This is a genomic window from Marinomonas gallaica (assembly GCF_001639745.1).
GTDB classification, from domain to species: domain Bacteria; phylum Pseudomonadota; class Gammaproteobacteria; order Pseudomonadales; family Marinomonadaceae; genus Marinomonas; species Marinomonas gallaica.
In genome coordinates this window covers 34,652-53,003 of sequence record NZ_LTAX01000006.1, presented here as the reverse complement: position 1 = coordinate 53,003, position 18,352 = coordinate 34,652, and the positions used below count along the sequence as shown (strand labels likewise).

Sequence of the window (18,352 nt, the reverse complement as noted above, 5' to 3'; positions counted from 1 at the left end):
ACTACTCCCGCTCCGCTAATTCGGTAGACAAAGATGCTTTGCGCAGATTATCAATTTCAGTTTGTAAATTCACAAGCTGCTTATTTTGCTTGCGCGCACGACGCTCTAATCTAAAAAGCAACATGCTAGACGATGCCAACGCCAAAATGACGCCTACTGCAAAAGCAATAATCATATACAAAGCGATACTTAACTCTGGCGATTGCCACAAAACCAGATCAAGCGTTATCACTTGTCCGTTTCGGATTGCAAAGAAAAGACCGATAAATAAGAAAAAAGCTAGGACTACTAAGAGTACCACTCGCTTCAGCCATTTAAGCATAAAACACCCATATACTGCGTCATTCAGCTTATTATGCCGTCGAGCAGAGAAAATTTCGATAGAAAATTAGCCAAACTCTTTCGTATCTGCGACAGAGTTCACTAATTCACGCAATTCTTTACCAGGCTTGAAGTGGGGAACGTACTTAGAGCCCAGCTCAACTGATTCACCAGTTTTAGGGTTTCGACCAATACGAGGTGCACGGTAATGCAGAGAGAAACTACCAAAACCACGAATCTCAATACGTTCGCCATTCGCCAATGCTTCAGACATATGCTCTAACATTGCCTTTACAGCCAACTCAACCTCTTTGACTGGTAGATGCGGTTGCTGGTCTATTAGCATTTCTATCAGCTCAGATTTTGTCATCAGTGTCCTCTCGACTATATTTTGATCACACCCTTAGACTAGCTAAATTTAGAAAGAAAGCAATAACTTAACGCGTATTAAGGACATTTTTCCCGCTTTTTTTGGCTTTCTATAACGATTATTTCTTCTAAGACTTTGGGATGACTAGCATCCAAAGAGGCGAACTTCTATAATTGCCGCCATTACTTAACACAAGTGGATATTAAACATGAGCTTCAAACACATTCCAGCTGGCCGCGACGTGCCAAACGACATCAACGTAATCATTGAAATTCCTGCCGAGGCAAACCCAGTTAAGTACGAAGTAGACAAAGACATGGACGCGTTGATCGTAGACCGTTTCATGACGGCGCCTATGTTCTACCCCGCTAACTACGGCTACGTAAACAACACACTAGCTGACGACGGCGACCCAGTTGACGTTCTAGTTATCACACCATATCCAGTGGTTGCTGGTTCCGTCATCCGTTGCCGCCCAGTTGGCGTACTTAACATGTCTGATGAAGCAGGTATGGACGCTAAGCTTGTTGCAGTTCCACATGACAAACTAAGCAAAGAATACACTCACATCCAAGATGTGAATGATATTCCTCAACTACTTCGCGACCAAATCGAGCACTTCTTCGAAAACTACAAGAAGCTTGAGCAAGGTAAGTGGGTAAAAGTTGAAGGCTGGGCAAATGCTGACGAAGCACGCAAAGCATTGGTTGAAGGCGTAGAAGCTTACAACGCTCAGTAATCGTTTGATTACAAGATGAACCAATAAAAAAGCCGACCCAATGGATCGGCTTTTTTCGTTTTAGCAAATACTAAGCCTAAACGGCAATTAGCCTTCTAATCCATCTAGGAAGCGCTCTGCGTCTAATGCCGCCATACAGCCTGTGCCCGCGGAGGTAATCGCTTGACGATAAATATGATCGCTCACATCACCTGCTGCAAACACACCTTCAATGCTGGTTTGCGTTGCGTTACCGTGTGTTCCGGATTGCACCGATAGGTAACCATCTTTCATGTCCAGTTGACCTGCAAACATGTCCGTATTTGGTTTGTGACCAATGGCAACAAAAAGACCGGCTACCGCTAGCTCTTTGAATTCACCTGTTTGATTATTCTTAATACGTACACCTGTCACACCCGAACCATCACCCAGTACTTCGTCTAATTCGCTGTGCCATTCGATGTTTACATTACCATTCTCTGCTTTTTCAAGTAACTTGTCGGACAAGATCTTTTCAGAACGGAATTTATCACGACGGTGAATAACCGTTACTGTTTTAGCAATGTTCGCTAGGTAAAGCGCTTCTTCAACGGCCGTATTACCGCCGCCGATCACGGCAACATCTTGGCCACGGTAAAAGAAACCATCACAGGTGGCACAAGCCGACACGCCTTGCCCCATAAATTTCTGCTCGCTTTCCATACCTAGGTACTGAGCACTCGCACCGGTTGCGATGATCAACGCATCACAGGTGTAAACACCACTGTCGCCTTCTAGACGGAATGGACGGTTTTGTAGATCTACTTTGTTAACGTGGTCAAAAATAATTTCTGTTTCAAAACGCTCTGCGTGCTGACGCATACGATCCATCAATTCAGGACCTTGCACACCGTTTACATCACCGGGCCAGTTATCTACTTCCGTTGTCGTGGTTAGCTGACCACCCATCTGCATGCCTGTTACCATAACAGGGTTAAGGTTGGCACGAGCCGCATACACTGCAGCAGTGTAACCAGCTGGGCCTGAGCCCAAGATCATTAATTTAGCGTGCTTAACATCGCTCATATGGAATGCTCCTTAAATTAAATATCCTAGCCGAGGTGTAACACGGCTTCGTTATGGGCGTAGGATAAAGAAACCGCTAGCAAATAGACACCGAAAAAAATTAATTGAGAAAATAGGGGTATTCTATGAATTTTGAGCACCGCAACAAGGGCACTCAGGGTCCGGAGACAACCGCATAGTGCGCCAATCACCGCTGAGCCCATCAAATAACTGCAATGACCCATGTTTAACTTGGCCCACTCCACTGAGTAACTTTATGGCCACAAGCGCCTGCTGAACTCCAATCGTACCAACAACAGGACCAATAATACCGTTGGTATTGCAGCTGAGCTGTTGATCTGACAAATCAGGGTATAAGCATTCATAGCAAGGCGTTACGTTTTGGTCGTAGCGAAAAGTGATCAACTGCCCTTCCCAACGAATGGCCGCACCACTGACTAAAGGACACTGACGCGCCAACGCCCAGCGATGCACCATTTTCCGTGTAGTGAAATTATCACAGCAATCCAAAATCACATCGGCGCCATCTAAGTATTGATCGATGTTTGCGGCACTCAAACGCGCATTGATTGGCACGATATCGACATGTTCATTGCGGGCGATCAACTGCTTATATGCAGCCGATACTTTAGGTTGTTCCACATCCTCCTGCGTATATAACACTTGACGCGGCAAATTACTGACATCAACAACATCATCATCAATCAGTGTTAATGAGCCAACCCCTGCTCCCACAAGATACGTGGCTGCAATGTTACCAAGGCCACCAGCCCCAATAATGACAGCGCGCTTGCCAGACAGTGACATCTGACCTTCAACATCAAAATTAGTAAGAAGCAATTGTCGACTGTAACGCATCAGCGCTTGTTCATTCATACCACTTATTTCCTGCCCGTATGGTCAATATTTTGTTAAAATGAGAGCAATTAACTGCTGGATTACAAAGATGAAATTTCCCGGTCGACGCAAACTTAAACATTACTTCCCAGTCACTCAGGCAAATTCCAATTTACCTAAGTCTGAAGTTCAGCCAAGCAAAGATACCTACATCGTCGGTTTAGATGAAACCATTGTCGATGTTATTGCAGCCGTCGAAGACGATTTTATGGCGCGACATGGTATCCGAAAAGGCTTATCAAACCTAGTCGACACAGAAACCGCGAGCAAAATCTATCGCGAACTGCTCGCAGAAGGACGAATATCTGATCATTTTGCAGGCGGTACGATTGGTAACACCTTGCATAACTACTCCGTTTTAGCCGATGACAAATCTGTACTGCTCGGAGTGATGTCTAATAGCATCATGCTTAATTCGCCAGAGTATCACTACATATGTCATACCAGCAGCAAGGTCGATATGAGCCACTTACAAGGTGTTGAGGAAGACATTGGCCGAGGTATTACACTTATAAGTCAAGATGGTGAGCGTACGTTTGCTATCGCCCCTAATGCGATGGACGATATCTGCCCAGAGGTTGTGACGGAAGAGATCATTTCTAATGCATCGGCCTTTGTTACCTGTGCCTATCCGCTTCGACACGCCAATAAGCCGATCAAAGCCACACTAATGAAATGTCTAGAACTGGCAAACAAGCATAATGTTCCCGTGGTGCTAACGCTGGGCACCCAGCATTTAGTCGAAGAATACCGTGATGAGATAGAGCACATTATCAAAGACTACGTGTCTGTCGTTGCGATGAACGAACAAGAAGCGCAAGCATTAACAGGTCAATCAAGCGTACTTCTGGCTGCGCAAACAGCCTTAGATTGGTGTGATATGGTGCTACTAACAGCGGGAGCGGAAGGGCTGTATCTATGTGGCTACAGTGATGACGTTCATAAACGTGAAACAACGCACCCCATTAAGTCCGCTGAGATAGCAGATTTCAATCGCTGGGAATTCTCTCGCCCTCAGCGCCAACAAGACTGCCAATCCCCTATAAAAGTATATTCGCACATTGATCCCTACATGGGTGGACCTGAGCGCATCCGCAATACGAATGGAGCTGGTGATGGCGCTTTATCAGCATTATTACATGACATCGCGGCCAATGGTTTTCATCAACAGCAAGTACCAAACAGCAGTAAGCACGAAACCAAGCATTTAACCTATTCTTCTTTCGCGCAAGTCTGTAAATATGCAAATCGTGTAAGCTATGAAATTCTAAGCCAACACTCTCCAAGGCTATCAAAAGGACTACCTGAGCGAGAAGACAGCTTAGAACAAGCCTATTGGGCTCGATAGAAAATTAAAAAGCCGACTTAGGAACTAAGTCGGCTTTTTAATATGGTACCAGTGGCCGGACTCGAACCGGCACGCTTTATAGGCAATGGATTTTGAATCCATCGTGTCTACCAATTCCACCACACTGGCTTTGAAATTGTGCCGCATATTCTAGCGTTTTTTAGAACACTGTCAATGGCTTAGTGGAAAATTATTCAAGTGTACTTAAAATACCTTGTGACCACACTAACGACTCAAAATAGTGTGCACTAAGTTGGTTACGAATCCCTATAGGAAGTTTGAAAAGTTCTTCTAACCTCCCTCGCTCCATGCACTCTACACTGTAAAGGACTTTCCCCAAGTTACCTTTATATTGTTTCAATGCGTCTTCTAACTCACTATTAAGTTTAATTTGCTGTAGTAACTCGCTTTTTGGAATCTGAAGAATTACATCCATCCCCGACATCAAACCAACCATAAACGCTTCATCACTGTTTATATGTTTAGATTGCAGCGCTATGAGCTCACAACACCGAGCCCGTGCTAAAAGCTGTCTAATATCAGTTGAATTGCTTTTATTGTTAGCGCTTAGCGCTATTAGCATTGTCCAACGCTTAAGCTGCGTTAACCCAAGATAGGTAACAGCCTCTTTAATCGAAGAAACAGACACCCTTAACCCAACGACTGGACTATTCAGCAAACGCAACATTTGGAAAGACAGTGCGGGAGCCTGTGCTACCAATTTAGACACTTCGTTAATACATACATCTATATCTTGCAATATATTAAGCAGGCGTAAGGCATTCTGCGTATCCGATTCTATACGTCGCCCTTTAACTATTTCAGGTCGACATAAATGATAGCCCTGAAAGTAATCAAACCCCATCTCAAGACACGACATAAACATCGCTTCATTTTCAACTTTTTCTGCAACTAACTTTAAGCCTAAATTTTTTAGTCGCTCAATCTCGTTGACAATGCTGCTTGGAGGAGTACTGAGCACATCAATTTTGACAATCGACATGTAAGGCAAAAGCGGCTGATAGGACTCTGTATATTCATAATCATCTAAAACAAAACGAAAGCCCTGCTCATGCCACCTTTTAATCGCCAAAATGAATTCAGGCGTAATCGTTTGATTTTCTAGAATTTCAATGAAGACGGTATCAGGGGAGATAGGAAAAAAAGCTTCTGACAACACAAGCTCTGCTGTCATGTTGATAAAAAAAGGCTGCCTAAGTTGAGTATTAAGTTCACTGATGCCCATGCATAAGTTCACCAACACTTGGCTTGTTGCCATTTGCGGGTTATCAAAGACAGCATACTCTTCATGCTCCCCGCGAAACAGTAATTCATAGCCAAACAGCTTTCGATTCCTGTCGAAAATAGGCTGTTGCGCCATTAAAAGTTGATCAAAAGCCACTGCTTCCATTATTGAGCACCCTCGATTCGCAAAAAAACTGTGAGCTTAATAAAACCAACGCTCCCAAAATGCCGATTCATGATAAACAGGAATTGTGTAAATTAATAGACTTCCCATGTAACGGTTTGTTTTTGTTGCTCTGATTTTATTGACATGCGATACCGACATCCATAAAATCCATTTCCGTTAATTAGTTCACATCTTTGAATTGATTGGGGCCTTAGCTCAGCTGGGAGAGCGGTTCGCTGGCAGCGAACAGGTCAGCGGTTCGATCCCGCTAGGCTCCACCATACTTCCTAACACTCGTCATATCCTCCCTAATACACAGTAAGACTAAAAACAGCATTATTTATGCATTTCGTATTGGCGCGTAGGGATTTTATATATGCGAATGCGGCTTAACGGATCTCCACTTATTGAGTAAAAAGCTGTAGGCAGCAAAACCACCAACGATAACATTACGACTATAATTCCCTTATTACAAAGTGATCCGAAATACGGGACAACCGAGTAATCATCTGTTAGTAGTTCGCACAAATAAGGGCATCGACGTAAATGAAAGATCTCTTCTCACAAATTGAATCGGAGCCTTTGTCTCTTTTGCCATACGATGGCGATGTAACGTATTACGGCCATTTGATTCAACCAGAGCAGTCCCACATTTACTTTAACCAACTACTTAACGAAATCGATTGGCAACATGATCAAGCCGTGATTTTTGGCAAACGCATCGTCACCAAACGTAAAGTAGCCTGGTATGCGGAACACGCCTTTCAATACACTTACTCTAAAACCACCAAAACAGCCAAGTTATGGACTCCTCTTCTATTAGAAATAAAAGAACACGTTGAACGACAGACGCAAGAACATTACAACTCCTGCTTATTGAATCTTTACCATGATGGTTCTGAAGGTATGTCTTGGCACAGTGATGCAGAACGCGAACTGGTCGAACAAGGCGTGATTGCGTCTCTAAGCTTTGGCGCAAAACGTAAGTTTTCTTTCAAACATAAAGACACTAAAGAAACCTATTCAGTTGAACTAGACTCGGGCAGTTTACTGGTTATGAAAGGCGCGACTCAACGCCATTGGTTACACAGCCTTCCGTCCACTAAAAAAGTCGACACACCACGTATCAACCTTACCTTTCGTCAGATTCGAACCGAGTAAATAGTAGTGGCTTTTCCACGTTTGAAATAGGATGGTTTTAGGCTACGTGTACCCTAACTTTTATGATAGGGTACACACACCTTTTTATATGATTGAGTAAGGAAAAATGGGTAAAGAAATTGTTTTAACCGGTATCACAACGTCGGGGACACCCCACCTAGGCAACTATGTTGGCGCAATTCGCCCAGCCATTGAAGCCAGCCAACGCGAAGACACAGAATCTTTCTTCTTTCTAGCCGATTACCATGCCTTGATTAAATGTCAGGATCCAGAGCGTGTAAAACAATCTCGTCTAGAAATCGCGGCAACTTGGCTAGCGTGTGGCCTAGATACTGACAAAGCAACTTTCTATCGTCAGTCTGATATTCCTGAAATCTCTGAGCTTAACTGGCTACTGACTTGCGTCACCGCAAAAGGTTTAATGAACCGTGCTCATGCTTATAAAGCAAGCGTTGATGACAATGTCAATAAAGGCCAAGACCCCGATTATGGCATCACAATGGGTCTATTCTGCTACCCCGTTTTAATGGCAGCGGACATTCTGGCTTTTAATGCCAATAAAGTTCCCGTCGGCCGCGATCAGATTCAACACATCGAAATGGCGCGCGATATTGGCTCTCGCTTCAACCATTTGTTTGGTGAGCATTTTGTCATGCCTGAGGCTGTGGTCGCTGGCGATGACAGTGCCATTTTAAAAGGCTTAGATGGCCGTAAGATGAGTAAGAGTTACAACAACACCATCCCACTTTTTGATACTGAAAAGAAATTAAAAAAAGGGATTAACAAAATCGTCACCAACTTGCTTGAACCTGGAGAGCCTAAAGACCCTAATAGCTCTACCGTATTTGATGTCTATAAAGCCTTCGCAACACCTGAACAAACAGCTGAGATGCACCAAAAATTCTTAGAGGGTATCGCTTGGGGTGAAGCTAAGAAGGAACTTTTTGAACTGATTAATAGTCAACTAGAAGAGCCAAGAGAAAAATATCTTGAGCTTATGGCGAACCCTGCCGAAATCGAAGCAGTTTTACAGGCCGGTGCTGAAAAAGCCCGTGCCCGAGCACGAGCTCTGATCTCTGACCTTCGTAAAGCAGTTGGTTTGGTTAACTTCGTCTGATTTGGAGAAATAACGTGAGAACATCAGTTTATGCCTTACTTATGGCATTTGTATTAGCAATCGGTATGGGAGGTTTTGCCTCTGATGCGGAAGCAAAACGTCTTGGTGGCAGCAAAAGCTTTGGTAAAAGTTTTTCTACCAGTAAAAGTGCAACTAGCCCGACAAGTAGCAGCACATCAAAAGCGGCTGCTGCAGGCGGTACTACTAAGAAATCCGGCTTCCTTGGCGGCTTAGGTGGTGGACTTTTAGGTGGCCTATTGGCGGGTGGCTTATTTGCCGCACTCATGGGCAGTGGTGCATTCGATGGTATTTCCTTTGGTGACATTCTACTGTTCGCAGTGATCGGCTTCTTGATCTACAAATTCTTCTTTGCCAAGAAACGTCAAGCTGCGCAAACAGCTGGCGCGCAAGGTATGTACCGTGAAATGCCTAATTCGACACGCGACAACGTACAGCCGTCACCGATGTCTGGTATTTCTGGCTTCGGCTCTCAACCTGAGATCCAACTTCCGCCAGGCTTTAATGAACAAGCCTTCATTGCTGAAGCCAAGAACCATTATGTGACGCTGCAAAAAGCATGGGACAACAACAACTTCGAAGAAATCAGTGACTACTTTAGCGCAGATGTTTGTGCTATGTTGCGTGAAGAGCGTGCTAAATATGGTTCAGATAAACCTCGCACAGAAGTCGTTTCCTTAATGGTAGACCTTGTTCGTGGTGAGTTTATCGGCTCAACAGCTTCTATTTCATTACGTTTTAGCGGTTGGATCAAAGAAGGTGATCAAACCACTGAAGCCAATGAAGTATGGCATTTAGAGAAAAACCTTGAAGATGCTCAAGGCAATTGGACAATTGTTGGCATACAACAAGACAACTAATTGTTACTTAATTTATCAAGCCAATGCGTTGTATTTCGTCTATTCTACTAAGTAAACGAGCAGCGCATTAGCGCATATCATCGGATTGATAATAGGTTTAGAGCCATGTCTGAATTAGCGACAATCAAAGAATCAGGAAATTTGCCTACTGAAAGTAAGAAGGGAGAATTACTTCAATACCTTACTTTCAAACTTTTGGATGAGACTTACGGCATCAATGTAATGCAAATCAAAGAAGTTTTGCGTTACAGTGAAATTGCTCCTGTTCCAGGAGCTCAGTCTTATGTCCTTGGTATCGTCAACCTTCGCGGTAATGTTGTAACGGTAATTGATACTCGTGTTCGATTTAGTTTACCTGAGTGTACTATTTCCGATGACACACGCATTATCATTATTGAACATGATGGCGAGCAAATAGGCATGCTAGTTGATGCTGTAAAAGAAGTATTTTACTTGTATCAAGGTGAAATCGAACAAAGCCCTAGTGTCGGTAACGATGAAGCGCTGATGTTTATCCAAGGTGTCTACCAGAAGGAAGAAGAGTTAGTGATTCTTCTGGACCTGAACAAAATGATTGATTCAGACAATGAGCAACTTGCGATTGGCTCGATGATTTAATGGTTGATTTTCAATAAAAAAGCAGCTTAGGCTGCTTTTTTATTGTGCGAAATACGGATATTAGAATTCGTTCATAGATTCATGAACATAATCCGGCAGATCTTTTTCTGCTGGAATCGGTGTTGATTTCCCAGCATCGTCTATAGCAACAAACTTAAACAGACCTTCTGTTACTTTTTCACGTATTCCGATCCGTCCTCGGCGAACCCATGCTTCCACATGAATATCCATGGAGGTACGCCCTACTGCTTTCACATACGTATAAACACCTAATATATCGCCCACCTTAACTGGACGAATAAAACTCATCCCATCCAATGAGACGGTCACCACACGTGACTGAGCACGTTGCCCAGCACAAATACCAGCCGCGATGTCCATTTGAGACACTACCCAACCACCAAAAATATCACCTGCTGGGTTTGTATCCCCAGGCATTGCTACGGTACGCGTAGTAAGGCGACCTTTTGTTTCGTTTACTTCCCCAGACATTCATTTCTCCTACTGTCGGAATCGACACTTTATAACAAAGCTGAGCATCAATATCAGTAACTGTTTTGACTCTTTAACTCCGCAGCACTCTGAATTAGCATTAGCAACGCGATTTCGCCTAGAAGGAAACAAAATTATGCGCCAATTTGATAGTAAACTCCCTAGTACTGGCACCACCATTTTTACGCAAATGTCTGAATTGGCCGCCAAACATCAAGCGATCAATCTCTCTCAAGGTTTTCCAGATTTTGATGGGCCAAGCGAGCTATTAAACCGAGTGGGTCATTACATTCAGCAAGGCGCCAACCAATATGCTCCGATGACAGGTGTTCCTACCCTGCGTCAGGCGATCCAAAGCAAGTTGTCGCGTTGCTACAATCACCAAGCCGATGTAGACACCGACATTACCGTCACATCCGGTGCGACAGAAGCCTTGTTCGCAACGATTTCAGCGTTTGTACAACAGGGTGATGAAGTCATTGTATTTGACCCAGCTTACGACTCCTATGATCCCACTATTCGCCTAAATGGGGGCATACCGGTGCACCTTGCCCTATTGCCACCCTCCTTTGCCATTGATTGGCAAACCGTCGCAAATGCCGTTACCGAGAAAACTAAGATCATTATCGTTAACTCACCTCATAATCCAACGGGGACAGTATTCTCGAGCAATGATTTAGATGCGTTGTACGAGTTAGCGGAGCAGCATGATTTATTAGTTCTGTCCGATGAAGTATACGAGCACATCGTATTTGAAGGCGCTGAACATCAAAGCGTGTTACGTCACAAGGCTCTAGCTAAACGCAGCGTTGTCGTGTCTTCATTTGGAAAGACGTACCATACAACAGGCTGGAAGATTGGTTACTGCGTTGCCCCCGCGGCATTAATGGCTGAGGTTCGAAAAGTCCATCAATATCTGACGTTTAGTTCCAGCACACCGATGCAGTTGGCTTTAGCTGACTATCTAGCGGCGCACCCCGAACACGATGAAATACTACCGAGCTTCTATCAGCAAAAACGGGATTTCTTCAATAAAGCAATGAGCAATAGCCGGTTCACATTTACACCGTCGCCAGGCACCTACTTCCAACTAATGGATTACAGTGCTATCCAAGATATACCTGACAGCGAATTTGCATTGTGGCTGATTGAAACCGCAGGTGTCGCGGCCATTCCGATTTCTGTTTTTTACCAAACACCGCCAGAAGACCTGCGTTTGGTACGTTTCTGCTTTGCCAAGCAAACAAGCACGTTAAGTGCCGCTGTTAAACAACTGGTCACGCTGTAGGTTAATTGACCTACACCTGATAACTTCGAGCCACCGCGCAGGTGGCTTTGGTGTTCTTGATTTTGTTTAAGCAGAGCTCCGGTGAGGCGCCTGTTCTACTTCTCGCGCCCACTAAGGCAGCCGACTCGGCAACGCCATATACACCAACGGTTTTAAACACATAGTCCGAGCGCGTACTCAGTAACGGCTCAACCTCTGATAGAGCGTGAGCTGAGTACGTTATAAAAGGCCATTGATACTTACGCGCCAATTCAATCAAATGCGTTTCATCGGCTTTAATATCGATACTGTAAAGTCCCGATACTTGCTCGGGTGTTAAGCCTATTTGTGCCAGCCCTTTCAGCATTAAGTCTTCTAAATAAGGTAATGGACAATGACGCTCGCATCCCATGCCAAGCGTATACACTGGATTTAAATAGGCATTAGCAGTGGTCATAACCAATTGCGCCCCCATTAACTCTGACATTTCCAGCCCCCACTGATTAGCGCCACCCTCATGTCCTGACAATAATGGAATCACGAATTGCCCTAATTCATCCATTACCAATACAGGGGGATCTTGGTGCTTGCTTGCAATGACGGGCGCTAGGGTACGCATGACAATGCCGGTAGCACAAATAAACAACAGCGCATCGCCCTCGCGAAAATAGCCTTGTACGACATCAGCAAACGGCTTGGGCTTAAAATGTAATTGGCTATGTGGTAACGCTGCATGAAGTTGCTTACCCAACGCCAGCCCTGCATCCGTTAAGGCAATGATACGTATCACCGTGTACCTCGCTCTTGACGTGTTATTACAAACAACGAAAAGTAAGGCCCAGCGTCATCCGCCAACTGACTCACATTTCGCTCAATACGCTCGTTGTCACGGCCGATGTGCTCAAGATACTGAGCATCCGCCACTCGCTGTGTCTCACGTAAGGCTTGCAAAATCTTCGATCGAGCACGCCCAGCCTTCATGATCACAACGGAATCATGTTGCTTAAGCGCTTCGCTTAATTGCTCCTGGGTATGACGACCACTCATGACACAAAAAGACTCTTTCAATACCACCAAAGGATGCTGTAACGCTGAAGCCGCCGCATGAACACTGGAAATACCAGGAATGACTTGTACTTTGAAGCGATGAATTAAGCGTTCCATCACATAAGCAAAAGAGCCAAAAAACAAGGGATCCCCCTCACATAAAAAAGCGACATCTAAGCCTTGCTCTAATGCGCAGGCGATTAAGGTGACTCCTTGATCATAAGCCTCATTCGCTGCATCCCGTTGCGTCGACATCGGCATTCCGATCACAATATCATCCAACTCTGGCTGACGACGATCTAAGGCAACCTGCGCAATTTGCTTGGCTTGAGATTGACCTGACTCACCAGCAAGATACGCAATAACATCGGCCTCTTCGATATGACGAACCGCTTTTAAGGTCAATAACTCAGGGTCACCTGGCCCTACACCTACTCCATATAAAATTCCGTGTGACGCCATTAGGCTTTCTCTCCTGATAAACATTTTTCAAAGCGCCACAAACTAACGGGTAAATGTGGTCGGCGTATACGTTTACCGGCCAATCGTTCGCCGCGATACACTTGAAGCGTTGAGCTTTCATCATAGGCATCTTGCGCCGTATCGCGTTTTGCTAAAAATGTCATGGTTTCCATCATCGTGGCATCGGTCACAGCATTGACTAACAACACGCCTCCTAAAGGCAAACGCTGCCATACCTCATCGAGAAGCGCCTGCATTTCACCATCACTCCCGCCAATAAAGACGCGCTTAGGTGCCGGTAAATTAGCCAACGCCTCTGGCGCTCGCCCTTGCACAACATGCAGGTTTTTGACCACGCCAAAACGCTCACGATTCGCCTCTAAGCATGATAATCGCGTGTCATGATGCTCTATTGCGAAGACCTCACTCTCGGGGTTCCAGTAAGCCAACTCAACGCTAACTCCGCCACAGCCAGCGCCGATATCCCATACAACTTCTTTGGCTTCAACACCAAGATAGGAAAGTACTGCTAAACGCACTTCGCGTTTGCTGATCATCCCTTGACCATCACCTTTATCTGTGACGAATAAACTATCTTTAAAACCCGGTGTGGAAGGCAAACGTCCCGGCTGAGCGCTGGTATTAACAATAACCACATTTAGGGGATCAAATGCGTCTTCCACATGAGCCAAGCTATTGGCCGTATAGCGAACCACACGTTCATGTTCGTAACCTAGGCGCTCGCAGACAAACAACTCACTCAAACCAAGTCCCATCTCAACACACTCTTTGGCAATGGCTTGAGGATTGTTGGTTTTGTCGGTCAGCAACAACAGCGTTTTAGATGGATGAAGCTGAGTACGAATCGAGGCCAACGGGCGGCCATGTACACTGAACACCTGAGCATTCTGCAGGGAGATCCCCAAACGATGACAAGCAGCTTGGATACTGGAAACATTTGGGTAAAAGCGCACTTCTTGATCACTAAAGCAACGATGTACCCATGCACCAATACCATAGTACAGCGGATCACCTGAGGCTAAAATCACCACACGCTGCACACCTAAAGAAGCCCATTCATCCATGTGATGCTTCAAGTCCTTTAGTTTAGGTAATAGATGCGTTTGCGCGGTGGTGCCATACATTTTCACCATCGACAACTGGCGCTCACTGCCCACCAATTTATCTGTCTCAGTAAGCTTAGCGAGTACTTCTTGCGCTTCTTTTGGTAATTGCGCCTGTTCATTTATCCCTAATCCAATAACATGAATTTTCACAGCATTCCCTACCCTGAATTTAATAATATTCGCCGATATTACAGCGTAATAAAGCGTTGCAGCTGGCCGATGTAACAGCACTGCCGCCCATGCGACCGAGTAAGGTCACACACTCAACGCCCAACACTTTATGGTCATTCCATAGAGCTTGCTTGGATTCAGCCGCTCCAACAAAACCAACTGGCATACCGATGATCAACGCCGGTTTTGGCGCGCCTGCACGAATCATTTCCAGCAAACGAAACAGTGCCGTAGGCGCATTGCCAATCAATACCACACTGCCGGCAAGATGCTCTTGCCAAAGACTTAAGGCGGCCATAGAGCGCGTCTCATCTTTACTTTTAGCCAGCTCAGCTGTTTTTGGATGATTCAAAAAGCACAAAGGCTCGCGTTCGATCATACGTTTGGTCACCCCCTGCTTCACCATTTCTACATCGCAAAGAATCGGACAGTTTTGCGCCAAGGCGATTCGGCCCATCTCACAAGCGTTATCACTTAAACGTATCTGTTTGGCGATATCTGGCAGCCCTAAGCTGTGTACGATTCGCATGACGACTTGTTGCGCATCACGGGATAAATGGTCTAATTGGGTTAAGGCACGAATTTGTCGAAAGCTTTCCTGCTCAATGCCCTGCGGGCTTGCATCGTATTTGTAAGTCACTGCTGTTGCGTTCCCTGAGTACGAGATGAAGTTGATACGATCGCTTGAACCGCATTAATGAGTTGAGAATATTCTGAAAAGGTTTGCTTAGCATCCCGTACAGTTGGGCGTTGATGCAGTAACACGGGGATACCTAGCTCACGTGCGGCTTCAAGCTTAGCTGAGGTCGAATCTCCCCCACTGTTTTTGGTCACGATCACATCAATTGCATGCGCTTCGAGTAGCTGTCTTTCGTGCTTTACATCAAACGGTCCAATGGCTTTTAACCAAGTAATGTTGGCGGGCACATCACATGTCGGCGACGCTACCGTACGCCAAACACCTTGCTCAAAAGAGCTTTGAGATGTTAATGCTTGAAGCAATGGAAGCGTCATCTGCCCTGCACTGAGTAAAGGTCGTTTAAAGCCGTTTAATTGCTCCAGTAACGTGTCATTATCAGCGTACTCGCGCCAGTCGTCTCCGGCTTGGGGTGTCCAAGCTGAGCGTAAAAAACGCCAAACAGGCACAGCTGTTTGTTCACCTGCTGCTATCGCTGCTGTACTCATATTCGCCGCATAAGGGTGAGTCGCATTAATCACTAAGTCTACCTGCCGCTCTTTTAGAAACATCGCTAGGCCACCAAACTGAGTAAAACCACCCACAAGCACCTCACAAGGCAGCGTCGGCACTCGAACTAATCCAGCAATGGAATACAACACCTCATGGCGTAACTGACTCAAACGCTCCGCCAAATGGCGACCATCAGCTGTGCCGCCTAACAATAGAATTCTCATAACCGCCCCTTTGGCTCAATGGCTTGCCCAACAAACTGCCCTTTACGGTCTATGGCCAGTACCTCTAAATCCATATGCGAAGGTATAAATCGTCGACAAAAGTCGAGTGCCTGCTGACAAACCGCATCCGCCAACGGCAGCGCTTCAGCCTGAGCAAACGTCAAAGCTTCGACACTGGTATTCGCCTGAGACATTGTCTTTTTCAGGGATTCACTGCCTCCCAGCGTACTCGCCAATTCAGCTAAGGACATTAAATCGATCGAGGATGCACGCGAGTTTAAATCCATGTGCTGCTGAGCCAATTTGCTGATTTTTCCAAAACCACCGCAAATCGTCAGTTTGTTTAAATGCATTGTTTGATTTTCAAGACGCCTCACATGCTTGAGTAATGCGCCAATAAAGTCACCCATTTCGATTAAGGCCATATCCTCTAAAGCATCACGCTCGCGAATGGCCGTTTCACTGGCATTTCCCGTTGTCGCGGCAATGTGATGATGACCATTGGCACGCGCCACATCAACCCCCTGTTGAATCGATGCGATGTAAGCACCACAGGAAAACGGACGCACAATTCCCGTTGTCCCAAGAATCGAAATCCCCCCCACTATCCCTAAACGAGGGTTCATGGTTTTCAGCGCGATCTGCTCACCCTTTTCAACGCCAACCGTCACTTTAAACCCACCTAAATAGGCTTGCTCTTTAGCCAAGGCTGTTAAATGGTCTGAGATCATTTTACGTGGTACCGGATTAATGGCCGGTTCGCCCACATCAAGCAGTAATCCTGTGCGAGTGACGATACCAACCCCTTGCCCTGCTGCAAACTGAATGCCTGTTTGTGGCGTAAGCGCTATTGTCACCCAAACCGTGGCACCATGTGTCACATCAGGATCATCGCCCGCATCTTTAACAGTAGATGCCGTCACGCTGTTGTTATGAACCTCGTAAGACGTGATAGTAAGCGGCACCTCTTGCCCTTTAGGCAACGTGATAAACACTTGCTCTGGTTGCGTTTTGCCCAACAACACCATCGCTGCAGCAACGCTGCAGGCGGTGGCACATGCCCCTGTCGTCAACCCTGACCGAAGAGGTTTGGCTTGCTCACTGCTTTCCGGCCACATACCGTATTACTCACTCTCGCCAAGAAACAGCGCGGCTGTGGCGGCAAAGTTCGAGGCAAAGAATAAATGCAGGTAACTGGCCGTCAGTCCTTTGTCGCGAAAAATAGGCTCCCCCGGCGCTGGATGTCGTTGGCGACGGCCATGACTGAGCGGCTCAGGCGTATTTTCACTTAAAGAACGATGATGCGCATGAGCGCGAATGTCTCCTTCTGGTAACGCAGCGGTTTGCATACCTTGGCAACCCCGCTTACCACGCATGGCGCCGTCACCTTGAATCAATCCCAACATTGGATAGGTGTTATGCTCCAAGTCAGTCAAGGTTTCTAAGCAATACAGCAGCCCACCGCACTCCGCTAATATCGGTTTATTTGCGGCAAAGAAGGTTTGGATTTGATCTGACATGACTCGATTTTCAGAAAGCTTTTGCGCATGCAATTCCGGATAGCCACCCGGTAACCATAGCGCATCCGCTGGCGGCAACAATCGGTCTCGCAACGGTGAAAAGAACGTCACCTGTGCACCTAGGGCTTGCAACACGCGCAGGTTGGCATCGTAGATAAAGCTAAAGGCTTCGTCTTTAGCAACAGCGATCGTTTTGCCCTGCAACGGTGTACCTACGTCTGCTTGAGGCGCTCCTTCTGGCGCATAAAATGCGATCGGTTCTGGGAGGGTTAATAAACTGGTATCTTCGGTTTCACTTAACCAACGAACGGCGGCACTAAAACACGCCTCTAGCTCATCGCCAACCTCTGACGCCTGAACCAATCCCAAATGACGCTCAGGCAGCGTCACTTCATCATTGCGCTTCAGACTGTTTAATAACGGTAAGTTCTTAGGCAAGGCATCACGGATCAATTGCGCATGACGCTCACTGCCACAACGGTTGGCGATCAACCCTGCGACTGTCACATCATCGCGAAAATTTGCCAAGCCAGTTGCTACCGCAGCGGCCGTTTGCGCCATCCCTTGAACATCCATAACAATCGCTACGGGTATCTTGAATCGTGCCGCCAAATCGGCGCTTGAGGGCTCTCCATCAAACATGCCCATCGCGCCTTCCACCAAGATTAAATCCGCTTCTTGCGCAGCGTCAAACAGCATTTTTTGACAATACTCGTCTCCAGCCATCCAAATATCCAATTGCTCAACAGGCTGCTTGGAGGCTTGCGCTAAAATCTGTGGATCAAGATAGTCTGGACCGGTTTTAAACACACGTACCACTTTCCCCTGCTCGGTAAAGTAACGTGCTAATGCCGCAGTAATGGTGGTTTTGCCTTGGTTAGACGCCGGAGCAGTTAAAAATAATGCGGGGCAATAGGCCACGTTTGTTGTCATTGTCATCACTTCTATT

General features: G+C 45.9%; 20 protein-coding genes and 2 tRNA genes. 8 read left to right on the top strand and 14 right to left on the bottom strand.

The annotated features are described in order from the left end of the window. Position 1: 1 nt before the first annotated feature. The gene (locus AYW76_RS07820; RefSeq protein ID WP_067218165.1) at positions 2–322 is read right to left on the bottom strand and encodes a lipopolysaccharide assembly protein LapA domain-containing protein; all 321 of its coding nucleotides are present in this window, start codon (positions 320–322) and stop codon (positions 2–4) included. Between the two features lie 66 nt (positions 323–388). Then, positions 389–691 carry an integration host factor subunit beta gene (gene ihfB / locus AYW76_RS07815; RefSeq protein WP_067036425.1) on the bottom strand — a complete coding sequence of 101 codons (303 nt, stop codon included), beginning with the start codon at positions 689–691 and terminating at the stop codon, positions 389–391. Positions 692–899: 208 nt separating this feature from the next. Here ihfB and ppa point away from each other — a divergent pair, with 208 nt between their 5' ends. Further along, on the top strand, positions 900–1,430 hold the full coding sequence (gene ppa / locus AYW76_RS07810; RefSeq protein ID WP_067036423.1) for an inorganic diphosphatase: 531 nt from the start codon (positions 900–902) through the stop codon (positions 1,428–1,430). 87 nt (positions 1,431–1,517) lie between these two features. On the opposite strand, the gene trxB is transcribed toward ppa, so the two are convergent. Together trxB and AYW76_RS07800 are read right to left on the bottom strand one after the other, a co-directional pair. Beyond that, complete coding sequence (gene trxB / locus AYW76_RS07805; protein ID WP_067218161.1) at positions 1,518–2,474, bottom strand: thioredoxin-disulfide reductase; 957 nt, start codon at positions 2,472–2,474, stop codon at positions 1,518–1,520. A 123-nt stretch (positions 2,475–2,597) separates the two neighbouring features. Then, entirely contained in the window at positions 2,598–3,350 is a 753-nt protein-coding gene (locus tag AYW76_RS07800) for a HesA/MoeB/ThiF family protein (protein ID WP_067218158.1), read from the bottom strand. Positions 3,351–3,420: 70 nt separating this feature from the next. Here AYW76_RS07800 and AYW76_RS07795 point away from each other — a divergent pair, with 70 nt between their 5' ends. After that, the gene (locus AYW76_RS07795; RefSeq protein WP_067218155.1) at positions 3,421–4,719 is read left to right on the top strand and encodes an inosine/guanosine kinase; all 1,299 of its coding nucleotides are present in this window, start codon (positions 3,421–3,423) and stop codon (positions 4,717–4,719) included. A gap of 43 nt (positions 4,720–4,762) precedes the next feature. Here AYW76_RS07795 and AYW76_RS07790 read toward each other — a convergent pair. After that, positions 4,763–4,848: transfer RNA gene (locus tag AYW76_RS07790), tRNA-Leu, on the bottom strand. A 61-nt stretch (positions 4,849–4,909) separates the two neighbouring features. Next, positions 4,910–6,130 carry an EAL and HDOD domain-containing protein gene (locus AYW76_RS07785; protein WP_067218151.1) on the bottom strand — a complete coding sequence of 407 codons (1,221 nt, stop codon included), beginning with the start codon at positions 6,128–6,130 and terminating at the stop codon, positions 4,910–4,912. A gap of 205 nt (positions 6,131–6,335) precedes the next feature. Here AYW76_RS07785 and AYW76_RS07780 point away from each other — a divergent pair. From AYW76_RS07780 to AYW76_RS07760, 5 genes are all read left to right on the top strand, one after another. Continuing rightward, positions 6,336–6,411 (top strand) — tRNA-Ala (locus tag AYW76_RS07780). Positions 6,412–6,676: 265 nt separating this feature from the next. Then, on the top strand, positions 6,677–7,291 hold the full coding sequence (locus tag AYW76_RS07775) for an alpha-ketoglutarate-dependent dioxygenase AlkB family protein (protein WP_067218147.1): 615 nt from the start codon (positions 6,677–6,679) through the stop codon (positions 7,289–7,291). A 106-nt stretch (positions 7,292–7,397) separates the two neighbouring features. Continuing rightward, on the top strand, positions 7,398–8,408 hold the full coding sequence (locus tag AYW76_RS07770; protein ID WP_067218145.1) for a tryptophan--tRNA ligase: 1,011 nt from the start codon (positions 7,398–7,400) through the stop codon (positions 8,406–8,408). A gap of 14 nt (positions 8,409–8,422) precedes the next feature. Next, a complete protein-coding gene (locus AYW76_RS07765; protein WP_067218141.1) occupies positions 8,423–9,286 on the top strand; it encodes a Tim44 domain-containing protein in 864 nt (287 codons plus the stop codon). A gap of 105 nt (positions 9,287–9,391) precedes the next feature. Next, positions 9,392–9,904, top strand: a complete 513-nt coding sequence (locus tag AYW76_RS07760) for a chemotaxis protein CheW (protein WP_082866155.1) — start codon at positions 9,392–9,394, stop codon at positions 9,902–9,904. 60 nt (positions 9,905–9,964) lie between these two features. On the opposite strand, the gene AYW76_RS07755 is transcribed toward AYW76_RS07760, so the two are convergent. Beyond that, entirely contained in the window at positions 9,965–10,396 is a 432-nt protein-coding gene (locus AYW76_RS07755; protein ID WP_067036386.1) for an acyl-CoA thioesterase, read from the bottom strand. 136 nt (positions 10,397–10,532) lie between these two features. On the opposite strand from AYW76_RS07755, the gene AYW76_RS07750 reads away from it, so the two are divergent. Then, complete coding sequence (locus AYW76_RS07750; protein ID WP_067218138.1) at positions 10,533–11,684, top strand: pyridoxal phosphate-dependent aminotransferase; 1,152 nt, start codon at positions 10,533–10,535, stop codon at positions 11,682–11,684. A 10-nt stretch (positions 11,685–11,694) separates the two neighbouring features. On the opposite strand, the gene AYW76_RS07745 is transcribed toward AYW76_RS07750, so the two are convergent. Genes AYW76_RS07745 through AYW76_RS07715 form a run of 7 tightly spaced genes read right to left on the bottom strand, consistent with a single transcriptional unit; the run spans position 11,695 to position 18,336 of the window. Continuing rightward, positions 11,695–12,453, bottom strand: a complete 759-nt coding sequence (locus AYW76_RS07745) for a cobalamin biosynthesis protein (RefSeq protein ID WP_067218135.1) — start codon at positions 12,451–12,453, stop codon at positions 11,695–11,697. Then, positions 12,450–13,172, bottom strand: coding sequence for a precorrin-2 C(20)-methyltransferase (gene cobI / locus AYW76_RS07740; protein ID WP_067218131.1), 723 nt, complete (start codon positions 13,170–13,172; stop codon positions 12,450–12,452). The genes AYW76_RS07745 and cobI overlap by 4 nt, the downstream gene beginning before the upstream one ends. Then, positions 13,172–14,449, bottom strand: coding sequence for a bifunctional cobalt-precorrin-7 (C(5))-methyltransferase/cobalt-precorrin-6B (C(15))-methyltransferase (locus tag AYW76_RS07735; protein ID WP_067218128.1), 1,278 nt, complete (start codon positions 14,447–14,449; stop codon positions 13,172–13,174). Before AYW76_RS07735 ends, cobI begins: the two co-directional genes overlap by 1 nt. Before the next feature lie 19 nt (positions 14,450–14,468). Continuing rightward, positions 14,469–15,110 (bottom strand): precorrin-8X methylmutase, encoded by a 642-nt coding sequence (locus AYW76_RS07730; protein WP_067218125.1) that lies wholly within the window; start codon positions 15,108–15,110, stop codon positions 14,469–14,471. Continuing rightward, a complete protein-coding gene (locus AYW76_RS07725) occupies positions 15,107–15,883 on the bottom strand; it encodes a precorrin-6A/cobalt-precorrin-6A reductase (RefSeq protein ID WP_067218122.1) in 777 nt (258 codons plus the stop codon). Before AYW76_RS07725 ends, AYW76_RS07730 begins: the two co-directional genes overlap by 4 nt. Then, positions 15,880–17,001, bottom strand: a complete 1,122-nt coding sequence (locus tag AYW76_RS07720) for a cobalt-precorrin-5B (C(1))-methyltransferase (RefSeq protein ID WP_067218119.1) — start codon at positions 16,999–17,001, stop codon at positions 15,880–15,882. Before AYW76_RS07720 ends, AYW76_RS07725 begins: the two co-directional genes overlap by 4 nt. Before the next feature lie 6 nt (positions 17,002–17,007). Continuing rightward, positions 17,008–18,336 carry a cobyrinate a,c-diamide synthase gene (locus AYW76_RS07715; RefSeq protein ID WP_067218116.1) on the bottom strand — a complete coding sequence of 443 codons (1,329 nt, stop codon included), beginning with the start codon at positions 18,334–18,336 and terminating at the stop codon, positions 17,008–17,010. Between the last annotated feature and the right edge of the window lie 16 nt (positions 18,337–18,352).

Bases quoted from the DNA above. Each gene is read 5' to 3' on its own strand.
- AYW76_RS07750 (WP_067218138.1), top strand. From the start codon at position 10,533: ATGCGCCAATTTGATAGTAAACTCCCTAGTACTGGCACCACCATTTTT.
- AYW76_RS07775 (WP_067218147.1), top strand. From the start codon at position 6,677: ATGAAAGATCTCTTCTCACAAATTGAATCGGAGCCTTTGTCTCTTTTG.
- ppa (WP_067036423.1), top strand. From the start codon at position 900: ATGAGCTTCAAACACATTCCAGCTGGCCGCGACGTGCCAAACGACATC.
- AYW76_RS07755 (WP_067036386.1), bottom strand. From the start codon at position 10,396: ATGTCTGGGGAAGTAAACGAAACAAAAGGTCGCCTTACTACGCGTACC.
- cobI (WP_067218131.1), bottom strand. From the start codon at position 13,172: ATGGCGTCACACGGAATTTTATATGGAGTAGGTGTAGGGCCAGGTGAC.
- ihfB (WP_067036425.1), bottom strand. From the start codon at position 691: ATGACAAAATCTGAGCTGATAGAAATGCTAATAGACCAGCAACCGCAT.
- AYW76_RS07725 (WP_067218122.1), bottom strand. From the start codon at position 15,883: ATGAGAATTCTATTGTTAGGCGGCACAGCTGATGGTCGCCATTTGGCG.
- trxB (WP_067218161.1), bottom strand. From the start codon at position 2,474: ATGAGCGATGTTAAGCACGCTAAATTAATGATCTTGGGCTCAGGCCCA.
- AYW76_RS07770 (WP_067218145.1), top strand. From the start codon at position 7,398: ATGGGTAAAGAAATTGTTTTAACCGGTATCACAACGTCGGGGACACCC.
- AYW76_RS07760 (WP_082866155.1), top strand. From the start codon at position 9,392: ATGTCTGAATTAGCGACAATCAAAGAATCAGGAAATTTGCCTACTGAA.
- AYW76_RS07715 (WP_067218116.1), bottom strand. From the start codon at position 18,336: ATGACAACAAACGTGGCCTATTGCCCCGCATTATTTTTAACTGCTCCG.
- AYW76_RS07795 (WP_067218155.1), top strand. From the start codon at position 3,421: ATGAAATTTCCCGGTCGACGCAAACTTAAACATTACTTCCCAGTCACT.
- AYW76_RS07720 (WP_067218119.1), bottom strand. From the start codon at position 17,001: ATGTGGCCGGAAAGCAGTGAGCAAGCCAAACCTCTTCGGTCAGGGTTG.
- AYW76_RS07785 (WP_067218151.1), bottom strand. From the start codon at position 6,130: ATGGAAGCAGTGGCTTTTGATCAACTTTTAATGGCGCAACAGCCTATT.
- AYW76_RS07820 (WP_067218165.1), bottom strand. From the start codon at position 322: ATGCTTAAATGGCTGAAGCGAGTGGTACTCTTAGTAGTCCTAGCTTTT.
- AYW76_RS07800 (WP_067218158.1), bottom strand. From the start codon at position 3,350: ATGAATGAACAAGCGCTGATGCGTTACAGTCGACAATTGCTTCTTACT.